Source organism: Duganella dendranthematis, assembly GCF_012849375.1.
Classification (GTDB): domain Bacteria; phylum Pseudomonadota; class Gammaproteobacteria; order Burkholderiales; family Burkholderiaceae_D; genus Rugamonas; species Rugamonas dendranthematis.
In genome coordinates this window covers 5746247-5761533 of sequence record NZ_CP051684.1, presented here as the reverse complement: position 1 = coordinate 5761533, position 15287 = coordinate 5746247, and the positions used below count along the sequence as shown (strand labels likewise).

Annotated in this window: 13 protein-coding genes; 4 read left to right on the top strand and 9 right to left on the bottom strand. The window is 62.1% G+C overall.

Annotation, left to right across the window (positions count from 1 at the left end; all coding sequences use genetic code 11):
* Nucleotides 1-58 precede the first annotated feature (58 nt).
* From HH213_RS26365 to HH213_RS26350, 4 genes are all read left to right on the top strand, one after another.
* On the top strand, nucleotides 59-958 hold the full coding sequence (locus HH213_RS26365; protein ID WP_169114239.1) for a MurR/RpiR family transcriptional regulator: 900 nt from the start codon (nucleotides 59-61) through the stop codon (nucleotides 956-958).
* 95 nt (nucleotides 959-1053) lie between these two features.
* Entirely contained in the window at nucleotides 1054-3381 is a 2328-nt protein-coding gene (locus tag HH213_RS26360) for a GH92 family glycosyl hydrolase (protein ID WP_169114238.1), read from the top strand.
* 67 nt (nucleotides 3382-3448) lie between these two features.
* Nucleotides 3449-5866 (top strand): triple tyrosine motif-containing protein, encoded by a 2418-nt coding sequence (locus HH213_RS26355; RefSeq protein ID WP_169114237.1) that lies wholly within the window; start codon nucleotides 3449-3451, stop codon nucleotides 5864-5866.
* Nucleotides 5764-6405: a sensor histidine kinase gene (locus HH213_RS26350; RefSeq protein ID WP_229263171.1), complete on the top strand. Its 642-nt coding sequence runs from the start codon at nucleotides 5764-5766 to the stop codon at nucleotides 6403-6405. The genes HH213_RS26355 and HH213_RS26350 overlap by 103 nt, the downstream gene beginning before the upstream one ends.
* Here the strand turns inward: HH213_RS26350 and HH213_RS26345 are convergent, their stop codons facing one another.
* Genes HH213_RS26345 through HH213_RS26305 form a run of 9 tightly spaced genes read right to left on the bottom strand, consistent with a single transcriptional unit; the run spans nucleotide 6406 to nucleotide 14903 of the window.
* Complete coding sequence (locus HH213_RS26345) at nucleotides 6406-6999, bottom strand: DUF4337 domain-containing protein (protein WP_169114235.1); 594 nt, start codon at nucleotides 6997-6999, stop codon at nucleotides 6406-6408.
* A gap of 35 nt (nucleotides 7000-7034) precedes the next feature.
* Complete coding sequence (locus HH213_RS26340; protein ID WP_169114234.1) at nucleotides 7035-7400, bottom strand: hypothetical protein; 366 nt, start codon at nucleotides 7398-7400, stop codon at nucleotides 7035-7037.
* Nucleotides 7397-7774: a glyoxalase superfamily protein gene (locus HH213_RS26335; RefSeq protein WP_169114233.1), complete on the bottom strand. Its 378-nt coding sequence runs from the start codon at nucleotides 7772-7774 to the stop codon at nucleotides 7397-7399. The genes HH213_RS26340 and HH213_RS26335 overlap by 4 nt, the downstream gene beginning before the upstream one ends.
* An 11-nt stretch (nucleotides 7775-7785) precedes the next feature.
* The gene (locus HH213_RS26330; RefSeq protein ID WP_169114232.1) at nucleotides 7786-8451 is read right to left on the bottom strand and encodes a hypothetical protein; all 666 of its coding nucleotides are present in this window, start codon (nucleotides 8449-8451) and stop codon (nucleotides 7786-7788) included.
* On the bottom strand, nucleotides 8448-8825 hold the full coding sequence (locus HH213_RS30480; RefSeq protein WP_255458419.1) for a DUF5700 domain-containing putative Zn-dependent protease: 378 nt from the start codon (nucleotides 8823-8825) through the stop codon (nucleotides 8448-8450). Before HH213_RS30480 ends, HH213_RS26330 begins: the two co-directional genes overlap by 4 nt.
* Before the next feature lie 56 nt (nucleotides 8826-8881).
* Nucleotides 8882-9481: a DUF5700 domain-containing putative Zn-dependent protease gene (locus tag HH213_RS30475; RefSeq protein ID WP_169114230.1), complete on the bottom strand. Its 600-nt coding sequence runs from the start codon at nucleotides 9479-9481 to the stop codon at nucleotides 8882-8884.
* Between the two features lie 44 nt (nucleotides 9482-9525).
* Nucleotides 9526-10446 carry a polyphosphate kinase 2 gene (gene ppk2, locus HH213_RS26315; protein WP_110847992.1) on the bottom strand — a complete coding sequence of 307 codons (921 nt, stop codon included), beginning with the start codon at nucleotides 10444-10446 and terminating at the stop codon, nucleotides 9526-9528.
* 14 nt (nucleotides 10447-10460) lie between these two features.
* Entirely contained in the window at nucleotides 10461-12059 is a 1599-nt protein-coding gene (locus HH213_RS26310) for an inorganic phosphate transporter (protein ID WP_169114229.1), read from the bottom strand.
* A 45-nt stretch (nucleotides 12060-12104) separates the two neighbouring features.
* Nucleotides 12105-14903 carry an SDR family oxidoreductase gene (locus HH213_RS26305; RefSeq protein WP_169114228.1) on the bottom strand — a complete coding sequence of 933 codons (2799 nt, stop codon included), beginning with the start codon at nucleotides 14901-14903 and terminating at the stop codon, nucleotides 12105-12107.
* Between the last annotated feature and the right edge of the window lie 384 nt (nucleotides 14904-15287).

Below are 15287 nucleotides of genomic sequence, written 5' to 3'. Positions count from 1 at the left end.
CAGTTCACAGTTGCTTGAAATTTAAGTATGCTGGCGGTTTTTGAGAATTGAGCATCGCATGACATCAGGGAAATCGGTTTCGGCGGACGTAGCTTTCGTCCAGTCGCCACTGGGGCAGGTGCTGTCCGCCGTAATGACCGGAGGCTCCGCCTCGCACCGCAGCATCGCGGACTACCTGATGCGCAACCCGATGCGCGGCACCGCGCTCAAGATCGAGGAAATGGCGGACGGCTGCAAGGTCTCCACCGCCACCATCAGCCGCTTCGCGCGCGATATCGGCTTTGGCAGCTACGGCGCCATGCGCAGCGCGCTGGCCGAAACACTGCATTCGGCCTTGCAGCCGGTAGAAAAGCTGCGCAGCTCCATCGTGCGCCGCCAGGAAGCGGTGTCGCCGGCCGAAGCGAGTATGGAATATGCGCGCGCCAACCTGGCCACCACTCAAGGCGCGCTGTCGCCGCAGGCGTTGGAGGATGTGGCGCGCAAGATCGACGGCGCCCGTACCATCTACGTGCTGGGGCTAGGCATGTCGTCCAGCTTCGCTTCGCTGCTGGCGCTGCATCTGCAACCGTATTGCAAGCACGTGGTGGAAATGGCCGGCAGCGGCGGCAACGAGGCGGCGGCCGGGCGGCTGCTCCACATCGAGCGGGGCGATATGCTGCTGGCCTTGTCCTTCCCGCGCTACTCGTCGGACACCATGCGGCTGGCGCACTTCGCCCGCAACCGCAAGGCCTGCGTGGTGACGATTACAGATGTGCCTTCGGCGCCGATGGTGCCGCTGTCCGACCATGTGCTGTACGCCAGCAGCGCGCACGGCGTGCTGCCGGGTAGCTATGTGGCGGCGGTGGCGGTGATCGAGGCGCTGGTGGCGACGCTAATGGTGTCCAACAAATCCAACGTCAGGAAGGCTGCGCGGCTCAGCGAAGTGATGTCCGAATACGTGATCGACCCCGCTGTTTAGCGGATTTACTAAACATCGGCCCTTATGCGTTCTATCGATTGACCGGGGCCGGAGCAGGCGCTATAAAGTCGGATCGTCTTGATAGCGGATGCTGAATGAACGTGATTAAATCCCTCTTTCCGGCCGGCGCAGTGGCGCTGGCCCTGGCCATTCCTGCGGTTTCCTTCGCCCAGACCATGCCCGCAGCGGCGGTCGATGTGTTCATTGGCACCGGCGGCGATGGCCATACCTTCCCAGGCGCCACGCGGCCTTTCGGCATGGTGCAGCTGAGTCCCGACACACAGGTGCGGCCGTTCCGCCAGAGTTACCCGTGGGCGTCCGGCTACCGCTATGACGACGACAGCATCCTCGGTTTCTCGCACACGCATTTTTCCGGCAGCGGCCACTCCGACCTGGGCGACGTGCTGCTGATGCCGTACAGCGGCGAGACCAAATGGGAGCCGGGTTATCCCGAGCGGCCGTTCAGCGGCTACCGCTCTCGCTTCAGCCACAAGGAAGAACACGCGTCGCCCGGTTATTACGCGGTGCGCCTGTCCGATAACGAAGTGGACGTGGAGCTGACCGCCAGCGACCGCGTCGGCCTGCATCGCTACCGCTACGCCAAGGGCGCCGAGGCCAAGGTGATGCTGGATCTGCGCACCAGCATCTATGATTATGCCGCCAAGAACCTGTGGTCGCGACTGCGCGTGCGTGACAACACGCTGATCACCGGAATGCGCGAAACGCGCGGCTGGGCGGCCGGCCGGCAGCTGTATTTCGCCATCCAGTTCTCGCATCCGCTGTCGTCGCGCTCCCTGCGCAATATGGAGCGCGATGTGGAATACCGAGGCTTCGCTGGCCCGGGCAGCGGTCCGGGCGACAAGGCGGTAGTAGAGGGCAAGGCGCTGGTCGGCGCGCTGGACTTCGGCGTGCCGGCAGACGGCCAGCTGGAAGTAAAGGTGGCGATATCCGGCGTCAGCGAGGAGGGCGCGATCGCCAATCTGGCCGAGATGCCGGGCTGGGACTTCGATGCGGAACGCGTCAAGGCATCGGCCGCGTGGAACGAGGCGCTGGGCGCCGTCGCCATTGAGGCCGAGCCGGAGATGCGCAAGATGGTGTACACGGCCCTGTATCACAGCATGCTGGCGCCTAGCCTATACATGGACCGTGACGGCCATTATCGCGGCCCGGACAACGAGGTGCATCAGGCCAAAGGCTTCCGCTATCACTCGACGTTCTCGCTGTGGGACACCTATCGCGCGCTGCATCCCTTGCTGACGCTGATCCAGCCGGAGCAGCGCAATGTGGACTTCGTGCGTTCGCTGATCGAGTCGCAGAAAGCCAGCCCGTACGGCATTCTGCCGGTGTGGCAGTTCCATGGGCTGGAGACGTGGTGCATGATCGGTTACCACGCAGTGCCGGTGATCGCCGACGCCTACATGAAAGGCCTGAAAGGCTTCGATGCCGAAGAAGCGCTGAAGGCCATGACCAGCAGCGCCGAATACGGTCCTTACGGCGGGCTGCAACACTATATGAAACTGGGCTATGTGCCGATTGACCTGGAACCGGAAGCGGCATCCAAGACCGTGGAATATGCCTTTGATGACTGGACCATCGCCCGCATGGCCGAGAAGATGGGCAAGAAGGACATCGCCGCCCGCTATTATCAGCGCGCGCAGAACTACCGCAATTCCTTCGACGTGAAGACCGGCTTCCTACGCGCCCGCAAATCGGACGGCAGCTTCCGCGAGCCATTCAATCCGGTGCAGTCCAACTTCGGCAGCGACTACACCGAGGGCAGCGCGTGGCAGTATTCCTGGTATATGCCGCACGATAACGCGGGCCTGATCAAGATGCTGGGCGGCGACAAGGCGTTGCAGGACAAGATCGACATGGTGTTCGACGCCAAGGTGGACGACAACGTCTACGCGCACATGGAAGACATCTCAGGCTTGATCGGCCACTACGCGCATGGCAACGAGCCGTCGCACCATGTGGCTTACCTGTACAACTACGCCGGCGCGCCGTGGAAGACGCAGCAGCGTTTGACGCAGGTGGTGGCCTCGCAGTACAACACCACACCGGCCGGCTTGTCGGGCAATGACGATCTGGGGCAGATGTCGGCCTGGCTGGCTTTCACGGCGCTGGGCTTCTACCCAGTGGCGCCGGGCAGCAACGAATATGTGATCGGCCGGCCGTTCCTTGACAAGGTGGTGATGAATCTTCCGAACGGCAAACGCTTCACCATCCGCGCACCGGGCCTGAGCAAGGAGAATATCTACGTGGCCGGCGTGACGCTGAACGGCAAGCCGCTGGCGCAAACCTTCCTGCGCCATGAGCAGATTACGGCTGGCGGTGAGCTGGTGTTCACCATGTCGAACCAGCCGAACAAGGAATGGGGACAACCCGCCAGCGCGCGGCCGTACACGCAGACCGCATACTAATTCTTGTACAACACAGCTGTCCAAGGTAAGCTCAGCCGCATTTCAATGTCGGATGGGCTGCCACCTTATGTTGCTTCGCAGATATTTCAATGCGGCTGGTTTAGTCATTGCGCTGGTGTGCAACCATGCGTTCGCCCTGAACCCGTCGATCCGATTGGAAGATCTTAACCACACCTCCTGGAGTGAAAAGGACGGTGTGCCCGCCGACATCAACGGCATGGCGCAGACCCGCGACGGCTGGCTGTGGCTCGCGACTACCGACGGACTCTATCGCTTCGATGGCGTGCGCTTCGAGCGGGTGGCGCTGCCCCATAGCCGCGTGTACAACTTGCACGCGCTCAGCAATGGCGATTTATTGATCAGTTACAGGCTGGGAGGGATGTCATCGCTGCATCCTGACGGCACGGTGACTGAACTGCTGGCGCCGGACGAACACAATATAGAGTATGTCGCCTCCATGGGCATGGACCACGAGGGCGCGATATGGGCCGCCGGTGGAACGGGATTGTATCGTTACCTGAATGGCAAGTGGCAGGCCATGTCCGAAGGCGCGGAGTGGAATGGCCGCACGTTCAGCGTGCTGGTGGACCAGTACGGGCGGGTGTGGGCATCCAATGATCATGCGCTGTATTTGTACGATCGCAGCGTCGGTAAACTTCTGCCGATTCCGGGCAAAGACTTGCATGGCAGCTTGATCCAATCTCCGGATGGGCGGGTATGGGTAGGTGGTCTCGACTCGGTACGTCCAATTCCGGCACCGCCCATGAGCCAGCAATTGCCGCGCGCGCCCGACGCCAATCAGGCGGAGTCGCGCTGGGGCGGTCAATTCGACCGCGATGGCAATCTGTGGGCGCTCAAGTGTCCATATGGCATATGCCGCGTCACGGGCGCCGGCAATCTGCCCAGCGCGGCCATCGTGCCGTCGCTGCAAGCTAGGGAAAAACTGGACCAGCATTGGCAATTGAGCGCATTGTCGACCAACGTGGCATTGGAGGACAGGGAAGGGAACATCTGGGTGTCGACCCAGTCCGGCCTGGACCGATTCCGTGAAAACAAGCTGATCCCAGCCCGCATACCGGGGCCGAATGGGATCTACAGCGTGGCCAGCGATGCCGAAGGCACCATGTGGGTGGTGGAAACGACGAACGGCGCGATCTGGCGAATCGGCGCGGATGGCTTGCCGGTCCCCGTCCCCCACCGTACCGCCAGCGTGGTCACCAATGATCGCGATGGCGCGATTCTGTTGGCAGGCAAGCGGGAAATAGAACGAATCTATCGCGGGCATGTCAGCAAAATTGCCTTGCCTGCGCCGGCCGGACAGCAAATGACCGACCTGGATGTGCTGGGCCTGCTGGATGATGGCAAGGTACTGTGGATGTTCGCCGTCAAGACCGGGCTGATGGGATTGCTCGATGGCCGGTGGGTGCCATACACCCAGTTCAACCTGCCCAAACGGATTTTCATGATGGCGCCCGGGGACCGGGGACAGATGTGGCTGAGCCATAATGATGGCAAGCTCAGCTTCTATGACAACGACAAGCTCACCGATTATGATATCCGCATGAACGGCGTGGAATCCGGTATTTTTCCCGGTCCCCAGCTCATCATCGCGGGTGAACGCGGATTGGCAGTGTTAAAGGGGCAAAACTTCGTCGCCATCGAACCCAGGAATTCGGATGCATTGCGTAATGTGACCGGCATGGCCACCACGCCCGACGGCGACCGCTGGCTCAACGGCAGCAAGGGCGTGGTGCATATTCGCCGCGACGATTGGGAAGCATCCATACGCCAACCTGGAACACCGCTGGTGTACGAAGTCATCAACGTGTTGGAAGGCTATCCGGGACGCGCGGCAATCGACAATAAGCGCCAGACCGTCCATGACCTCGGCAACGGCTTGCTGTGGTTCCGCGCCACCGGCGGGTTGGTGCGGCTCGATACGACCACGCTGCGTCCGAATACGGTGAAGCCGGCGATACAGCTGCTGACGGTGAACGTCGGCAGCGACAGCTACCGGGCACGCCGCCTGCTCACGCTGGCGCCAGACTCCCGCAACTTCAACATTCAGTACACGGCATCCGGTTTGCGCAAGCCGGAGGGCATGCGTTTTCAATACCGGCTCGATGGTGTGGATTCGAGCTGGCAAGATGCCGGTACCCGCCGCTCGGCTTACTACACCAACGTTGGTCCCGGCCTGTACACGTTTAATGTTCGCGCGGTCAACGAGGATGGTATTGCCAGTGACGCCATCGCCAGCATGCAGATTGAAGTGGCGCCGACCGTGATACAAACATGGTGGTTCCGGGTGTTGTGCGTGCTAGCCGCACTACTGGCGTGTATCAACTACGACTGCGCGCAGCGACGCGCAAGATCGCCCATCAGTTGCAGGTTCGGACCGAGGAGCGCGAGCGCATCGCGCGCACATTGCACGACACCTTCCTGCAGGGCGTACAGGCACTTACCTTGCGCGTGTTTTCCGTGTTGACGAAAATGCCGGAGGGGAGCGAGCAACGCGTCAAGCTTGAAGCCATTCTCGATGACGCCGACCGCACGCTGGTAGAAGGCCGGGACCAGGTGCATCAACTCAGGACCGGCAACGATGTCGAAGAAAGCCTGAGCGGCATGGGCGAATCGCTGGCGCTGATGCATGCAGGGGTATCGTTTGCGATTCATGTCGAGGGTATGCGTCGCCCGTTGGCGCCGCTGGTGCAGGAAGAGTTGACGCAGATTGGCCAGGAAGCGCTGCGCAATGCGTTCCAACATGCGCAGGCCAGCGAGATCAAATTAGACATTGAATATGACGCTGACCACTACGTGGTGCGTGTCAGCGACAATGGCCGCGGGCTGGATCCGGCAGAAGTGCAAAGTCGCGCCAAGGAAAAACACTGGGGCATGGCGGGCATGCGTGAACGGGCGCAGCGCGTGGGAGCGGCTTTTGCCATCCATAGTTCAGACAACAAGGGGACTACTGTTGAAGTCCGGACGCCGGCTGTCTTAGCTTACGACAGCCGCGTCAAGTCATAGCTAGGACAACAGCGCGACCAATGCGTTGGGATGGATAGCCCAACCGAGCAAGCCCGCCAGTCCCATGAGAACGCCGAGCGCAGTCGGCACCAGCGCCACCGCGTACAGGGCCCACAGCTGCGTCAGCGCGGTGATGGCGAACAGCGAAATAGCGATGGCAAGCAGGGCGTCCGACAGGTCGAACTGGTCGTCCTTGAAGTTGGCCGCGTCGTAGGTTTTCTGATCGTTTTCGGCGTCTGCCTTGGCTTCGGCCTTTTTGTGCGCCTGTTCCTGCACCAGCGTTTCGTACTGTTTGATGGCTTCCTGATACGCCGGCTGTTCGGCGGCGGGGCGGCCGGCGGCGGCCAGCTTCAATTGCAGCACGGTGGACTTGGCGACTTCCTCGCGCACATTGCGGGCCTGGTAGAAGGCCCAGTGGTCAACGCGGTTGGCCTGCGCCTGCTGCATGCTCTGGTTGATGTTGTCGTCCTTGACCTTGCAGATGCCGATAAAGGTGGCCAGCAGCGCGACCGTGATGGCGACGGTGGCATTCAGCTTGCGGTTGTTGGACTGCGCGGTGTCGTTCTGCGTGTCGACGATGTCGAGTGGTTCCATGATGCTTGGGGAGAGTAGAAAGCCGCCAGCATAACCTACTCTCTGCGTTTGGCGGTGATGGTGATGTGATGGTCGGTGCCGGCTTTGCCGTTGACGACGGTCGGCTGGTTCCATTGCAGCAGATGCTGCGAATCGCCAGTCTTCTGCAGCAGCTTGATTTCCAGACCCTCGCTGCAGGACGCTACAGCAACAACCGAGAATGCGAAATTCGGCGCGCTGAATTCCTGCGCAGCCGAGTTGCCGACGAATTTGTCGCTGGAGCGCATGGTGATGACGCCATGCTGCGCCGTCAATGCGATGGTCGCCGGCGCTTGCGGCAGCGGTTTGCAATCGGTGGCGGCGTAGGCTTGGCAGGACAGCATGCCGGCGGCGACCAGAATTAGTTGGCGCACCACCTTCATGCCGAAATCTCCGGCGAGCGGTTGAAGAAGGTCAGACGGTTGCTGGAGGGGTCTTTGATCGACATCTCGCGACCGCCCCACGGCATTTCCTCCACGCCCGGCCGGGCGTTCTTGTACTGCTTGGCGATCAATTCAACTTGATAGGCGTCGACATCGCTGGCAGCGATGCGGACGGCGGCGCCGGGAGAGCAGTCGCCAAAGTGTTCGCTCAGGTGCAGCACGCAGCCATCCTTGGAAACCTGCATGTATAGCGGCAGGCCGTCTTCAAAGCGATGCTCCCAATCGACCTTGAAGCCCAGGAAGCCGACATAGAACTCGCGCGTTTTGGCTTCGTCGAAAAAGCGAAAGATTGGGGTAACGGTGCCCAGACTCATGACGTCTCCTTCTAGTGATGGAACATCGAAAACAGCATGGTGAACACACCCAGTATCACCACATAAAACGCCACCGGCAAGATCAGGAACCAGAAACGCGCTTTCGATTTCTGCACGGCGAATACGGTGGTGGCAGCGCAATAGCTGGTCCAGCAGGACCAGAATACGAAGATTAACACCAGTGAACCGGTGACGTCACTGGCTTCCCACGCCGCTGCGTAATTGCTGTAGGTGGCGGTCTGTATCAACGCAAGCAGGATGGTCGGCAGCACGTACACCAGATCCTGAAGCACGGCGACACTGCGCGCGTCGTCCGGCGCTACGTCGCCGGCGCCCGACCACTCAAGCCGTTTGCGATACCACCAGCCACGAATGTACCAGATGAACACCGAGCCAATCAGGCCGGCGCCGACCACCAGTATCCAGTAATTCATCCACGATTGCAGCACCCAGGAGGTCATGTGATTGGTTTCGCCCATACCCTGGTTGCTCAAATCGGCGCGCACCAGCTTCTGGTCGATGCGGTCCATGGCGCCGGCAAAGCCGGACAGCACGGCCGTAATCAGGATGCCGCGCCGGTCGCTCAGCAGGTCGGGATGGGCAAAGTAGACGCGTGGCGTCAGCAGCAGCGATACCAGGCGGTGCGGCCCGAACACGGATGGCACGGCCGGCATCATGGCAGCACCTCTACCTGCTGGACGAAGTCCGGGCTGAACAGCGGCAATTTGCCTTGCTTTTGCGCGACGGCCTGGTAGCGCAGCAGGAACTGTTTCGGCGGCTGCTTGAGCAGCTCAAAGATGGCAGACTTGCCGTCCTGGCGAATGATGGTGGACGCCATCAGCCAGCCAAGTTCGTAGGCGGTTTCGTCGAAGTCGGTGTAGAACATGATGCCGTAGATCTGGTCGTAGGCCGCTTCGTCGGCTGGCGGCGCCGCCAGCATGCGCCAGCCCAGCGACTCAAAGGTGGTGAGGATGCCGCCGATGCGTTTGGCGTTGCGCTCGATGACCAGTTTCTTGGGAGCCGAATAAATCGTCGGCGCGCGGTCGGCGATTGGATGGGTGAACAGTTCTGCCGTGCCTTCGCTGACCAGTTGCTCCAGCAGTTGATTCAGCCAGAGCGGCCCTGCGATGCTTTTTGTCGCCCCGCCTCCGGCAGCACCTCGCGGCGCATGACGTGATGCTGTATCGCGTGGAACAGTTCATGGGCCACGGTTTCCGCCAGCTCTTGCGTATTGGCTGCGCTGAAGCCCTTCATGTCGACGTACACATCGTCCGGCGTATCGCCGAACGCAAAACCATCGGACAGGCTGCCGAAGATGAAGTGCACATTGAGCTGGGCGCGAAAGTCGGCCGGCACGTATTCCCTAAGCTGGCGCGCGACTTCGGCCGCCAGTGGCGCGTATTTGCCGTAGCCCGGCCTGGAAAGTTCGGTCGACAGCAGCTTGGCGGCATCCACCATTTGCGGCCGGTCGCGCAGGCTCTTGTAGCGGCCGATCAGCGCCTCGCAATCGTTCAAGCGCATCTTCCGGATCAGCGCCTTGGCTTCGGCACTGGTGCAGTACGTGGCGGGGAGGTTGAAATCGCCAGTGCTGATCGCCGCGCTGACGACCCTGGCGTTCTCGAAGTCGAAACCGAAGCGTAGCTGGTCGGCATGGGCGTTGGGGGAGAGAAGTAACAGCAGTAGCAGCAAGCGGCGCAACCAGAACATCCATCCCCCACGCAGAAATATATAAAGCTGATAACTTTAACAGCTTAGTATATTTCTGGCACGATAATTTCGGCGGGCACCGGCCGGCGCACGTAATCATCGTGGTATTCGCGTTCCGGCAGGTGGATCTCCGGATGCGCCACTTCTTCATACGGCATCTGCTCCAGCAGGTGATGGATGCAGTTCAGGCGCGCCTTCTTCTTGTCGACACCTTGCACCACCCACCACGGCGCTTCCGGTATGTGGGTCCGTTCCAGCATCACTTCCTTGGCCTTGGTGTATTCCTCCCAGCGTCGGCGCGATTCCAGGTCCATGGGGCTGAGCTTCCACTGTTTCAGCGGATCGTGGATGCGGCCGAGGAAGCGGGCATTCTGCTCTTCGTCCGAAATCGAGAACCAGTATTTAATCAGCTGAATGCCGGAGCGGGCCAGCATGCGCTCGAATTCCGGCACGGTCTGGAAGAATTCCTCGTACTGGTCGTCGCTGCAAAAGCCCATCACGCGTTCGACCCCGGCGCGGTTGTACCAGCTACGGTCGAACAGCACGATCTCGCCGGCGGCCGGCAGGTGCGACACGTAGCGCTGGAAGTACCACTGCGTGCGTTCGCGGTTGTTTGGCGCCGGCAGCGCGGCCACGCGGCACACGCGCGGATTCAGGCGCTGGACGATGCGCTTGATGACACCACCCTTGCCGGCGGCGTCGCGGCCTTCAAACAGGATCACGACCTTGTGGCCGGTGTGGACCACCCAGTCCTGTAACTTGACCAGCTCCGCCTGAAGGCGGAACAACTCGCGGAAGTACAAGCGGCGTTCTTCCTTGGCCTCGGCGCTGCGCTCACGTTCGACCACTTCCTTGGTGAACGGATCGATCTCGCGGTCTTCCAGCTCCATCTCCAGTTCTTCGTCGTAGCTGTCGGTCAGCTCGCGCTGGACGCGGTCCAGCAAATCCTGTTCGTTTAATTGCATGCTAATTCCTGATTTCAGAAGATGTGAGAGAAGAGCCAGAACAGTGAGCCGGACAATAGGATCGCCACCGGCAAGGTCAGTACCCAGGCCAGTGCCAGATTACGCACCGTCGACCACTGCAAGCCAGATTTGTTGGCGGCCATGGTGCCAGCCACGCCGGACGACAGCACGTGGGTCGTGGATACAGGCAGGCCGTAGATATCGGCCGCGCCGATGGTCAACATGGCCACCAGCTCCGCCGACGCGCCTTGCGCATAGGTCAGGTGGGATTTGCCGATTTTTTCACCCACCGTCACCACGATGCGCTTCCAGCCGACCATGGTGCCCAGACCGAGCGCGATCGCCACCGCCACCTTGACCCACAGCGGAATGAACTTGGTGGCGTCATCCAGTTGCTTGCGGAAGGCTTTCAGGTTGGCCGTGGTGTCGGCGTCGAACGGCACGGCGTGGCGCTTGTCGAGCAGGCGCATGGCTTCGGCGGCCAAGTACATATCGTTACGCACGTTGCCTACGGTTTCAGCCGGCACCTTGGCCAGCGAGCCATGCTGCTTGACGGCCTGGCCGATCTCGCCGGTCAGCGCCGCCAGCGCCGGCACTACGGCTGGCGTCAGTTCCTTGCTGCGGATATAGGTGGACAAGGCGGCGCGCGGTTCTGCGGCCGGCAGCGCGCCTGGCGCGATGTACTTTTGCAGCGACTGTTGCGTGACCTGGCTGACCGCGACGAACTGCGTCACCTGATCCACCGGCAGCGCGCGATTCAGCGCATACGCCATCGGCACCGTACCGACCAGGATCAGCATGATCAGGCCCATGCCCTTCTGGCCGTCGTTGGAGCCGTGCGCGAAGGAGACGCCGGTGCAGGTGAGGATCAACAGGCCACGGATATACCAAGGCGGCGGCGTGCTGCCTTTTGGCGCTTCGTACAACTCGCGGCGTTTGATCACGGCGCGCAGCACCAGCAACAACATGGCGGCGCAGCCGAAGCCCACCAGTGGCGACAGCAGCAGCGAGTAGCCGACCTTGGACGCCTGCGCCCAGTCGACGCCGCTGGTGCCGTCGCGACCATGCATCATGGCGTTGGCGATACCGACGCCGAGAATCGAGCCGATCATGGTGTGTGACGACGATGCCGGCAGGCCGAGCGCCCACGTGCCCAGGTTCCACATGATGGCGGCGATCAGCAGCGCGAACACCATCGCAAAGCCGGAACTGGAGCCGACCTGCAGGATCAGTTCCACCGGCAGCAGCGAGATGATGCCGAAAGCGACTGCGCCGCTCGACGTCAGCACGCCTAGGAAGTTGAAGCAGCCGGACCACACCACGGCGGCATTGGCCGGCATGGAGTTGGTGTAGATGACGGTGGCGACGGCGTTGGCGGTGTCGTGGAAGCCGTTGACGAATTCGAAGCCCAGCGCGATCACCAGCGCCACGCCGAGCAGGATGTAGGGCAGCCAGCTGGTGGCGACCGGGCCGGCCTCGGTGACATCGGCGCGCAGGCTGAAGGCGCTGTACATCAGCCCCGCAAGCAGCAGCACGACGAAGATGGCGGCGGTCAGCGGAGTGTTCTTGCTGTCCGCGGGGCTTGGGCGGGCAGGTTGGACGACAGTATTCATTCAGTCAGCTCCAGTATAAAAATGGTAACTGACTTTACCGGCCGATTATGACGGTGTGATGACCATTCCCGGTGGCGCCGGCGTGGCGGCCGGCTGCGGCGCGGCGTCGCCCTGTGTGGCCAGCTCCAGCTCATGGAAAGCGTCCTGGGTCAGCTGCATCAGGCGTTCCGGGTCCGGCACCAGCGCAGTGTCAACGAACAGCGCCAGCTGGATCTGGCCGGCGTAGGAGATGAAAGCCAGCCCAACGCCCAGCTTGCCGGTCTGCGGCACCCAGCAGATCAGGTCCGTCAGCCGCGATCCGGCCAGGTAGCGGCGGCTGGCCGGCCCTTCGATATTGGTCAGCACCACCGAACCCTTGGAGGTGAACAGGTTGAGAGCGAAATGCTGCAAGGCCGTCGGCAGGCAACCGGCCAACGACAGGAAGGCCATGGTGGCACGCGGCTGGTGCGAGCGCTTGATGGCTGTCATGCGGTGGCTGGACTGGCGCAGGCGCACGCACGGGTCTTCAACATCGGTTGGCAGATCGACGGCCACGAGGCCGAATTCATTCCCGAGCTGGAAGGCGTTGGCCTTTTCGCGCAGGTTAAAGGTGACGGCGGCGCGCAGCGCGCGGCCATCCAGATGCTGTCCGCGTTCACCGAGGTACTGTCGCAGCGCGCCGGAGACGGCGGCCACCCAGACGTCGTTAAGCGTCACGCCCATGCGCTTGGACATGGCGCGCACGCGTTCCATCTCCAGCGGCGGTAGCCAGACCAGCTGCTTGTCGCCGATCATCGGCGTCTTGAACTGGGTCTGCGCGTCCGGCCACAGGATGGACAGGCGCGCTACGTGGCCGGCGATCTTCAGCGATGACAGGCCGCGCACCAGCGCCGAACACACTGGATTGTGGGCGATGGCGCGATGCGGGTGGCCGACTGGCGATGGCGTCTTGCCATGCAGGCCGTTGTCGTCGGTGAGGTGGTTCAGCACATGCACCAGTCCCAGGCCGTCGGTGATGCAGTGATGGACGCGGAACACGATCGCATGGCCGCCATTGACGCGGTCCAGCACTGTCATGTGCCAGCGTGGGCGGTCTGGCGCCAGCGGCAGGTGGGCGAGGCGGGTCAGCTGCGCTTGAAGTTCCTCGCGCGGCACGTCGCGTTCCATGCGTTCCAGTTCGACGTGATGATTGATGTCGAACTGTTCGTCCTCCACCCAGCGTTTGCCGACGACCTTTTGTGTGAAGCGCGGGTAGTTGGTCAGACGGTAGGCGATGGTCGCGGTCAGCCGTTCCATATCGACAGGGCCGTCGAACAGCAGGATGCTGTTGATGACCATCAGGTTCTTGTCGCTGTCCATGCGGTGCCACGCGTAGTCGCGGCGAGTCAGGGCGGATGGCGCGGTTGGTTTGTCGTTGCGCGGCCGCAGCGCGTAGTGGTTCAGTCCCGCCATATGGACGCGGCACAAGTAGTCCTGCCAGTCGATGGCGCGGGTGTCGACGCTGTAGCAGGCCTGGTCTTCGGCGCTGAAACGCTGCGCCAGCGCTTGCAGGCGGTCACTGTGGAAGATATAGCGCGGCGCGGTGTAGAACGAGAAGGTCAGGGCCAGCAGCTGGGTCGTGCGCAGTGCTTCCAGCGCTGGCGATTCGCTGGCGCCGAGCAGCTTGCGCACGCCGCTCCAGGCGCCGGCGCCAATGCGCATTGCGCGCAGCATCAGCAGGAAGGCAGGGCGGCTGACGACGCGGAATTCATGCTTGGGCGGTTGATGGAACAGGCGCTCGTACTGGCGCCAGTTGCGCTTCGCTTCGCCCTGTATCAATTCGATTACGCGGCCGACCGTAACCGGGTTAGTGGCGCCGGTGCAGGCCTGGTAGATGCGCAGCGCCGGCGGCGCTTGCAGCGCTTCGGCGGCGGCCAGGATGATGCTGTTGGCGACCAGGTCGGCCGGGATGATGTCCACCACCTGCTCCGGTTGCGCCGGGAACAGGTTGGTCTTGCCGCGCGCGTAGGCCAGGATGATGGCATCGGCCACCTTGACGCCTTCGATCCAGCCGGGCGCCGGCTCCTGCAAGGTGCTTTCGATGATGGACGGCCGTACGATGGTCAGCGCGCGGCCACGCATGGCGGCCATGGCCAGTTGTTCGCCGATCCACTTGGTGAAGGTGTAGGTGTCGTTCCAGCCGTGGTAATTGGCTTCGGCGATGCCCAGCGCGGTCAGGCGGCGCGCCAGTTCGGTGGCGTCGGTGACATCGGCGTGCAGCAGGGCGATGCGGTGTTGCAGATGGCGTAGCAGGCCGTCCAGCTCATAGTGCCCGTCCGCGTGGCGCGGGATGGCGGCGCGCGCCGGCGTGACGATTTGCTCGGCCATGGGGCCGCGATGGTAACCGTTGACGTAGCAGGTCGACACCTGGATCAGCGGCGCGTTGCCGGCGCGCGCCAGTTCGGTGATGTTTTGCACGCTGATGGCGTTGATCGACAGCGCTTCGTCCAGCGCCTCGCGGAAGTTGACGCTGGCGGCGGCGTTGATCACCAGGTCGATGCGGCGCGCCAGCGCGTTGAAGGCGCTCAGCGGCAGGCCGAGGCAGGGCGCCGTCACCTCGCCGCTGACGCATTCGATTTTATCGGCGAAGAACTGCACCAGGAAATCCGGCCGCTCGGCGCGCAGGCGGTCGAAGATCGACGATGTGGCGATTTCGCTTTCGAAGCGCGCGCGGGCATCGCCGCGGATCAGCAGCACGATGCGGCCGATGTCGGGCACGCTGCGTATCAGCTTTTCCAGCACCACTTTGGCGAGGAAACCGGTGCTGCCGGTGATCAGTACGCGCTTGCCGGAGAGTGCCGTGTGCACATGGAATGCGGAGGTCATAGCGGGCTCTAAAAAAGATGTCATAGCTGCAATGGGCCGATCTTAGAGCCAAACCGCGCGGTCACTAGCGACTTTGCACTGGCTTGAGAAGCCAAACACATGGCGCTGCGAGTCAGCCCCGATGACAGGCGGTCCGCCGCCTTGCGGCATTTGCGCAACGCTTAAATAATTTGCTGAGAACTGAGGAGGGAATAAGTTCAACATCGGCGCGCGCCCGTGATCGGCGCTTGGCGCGGCGCTGGGCAATGCTGGTGATTGCCTTGAAATCATCGGTCCAATGAGCAGGGCCGTGGTTTTGCGAAGAGGATGATCGGGAGGAGTTTTAGGGTTTTATGATGCAACCGCACATCGGAAAATGTGCGGTTTTGGGAATGTTGTTCAAGC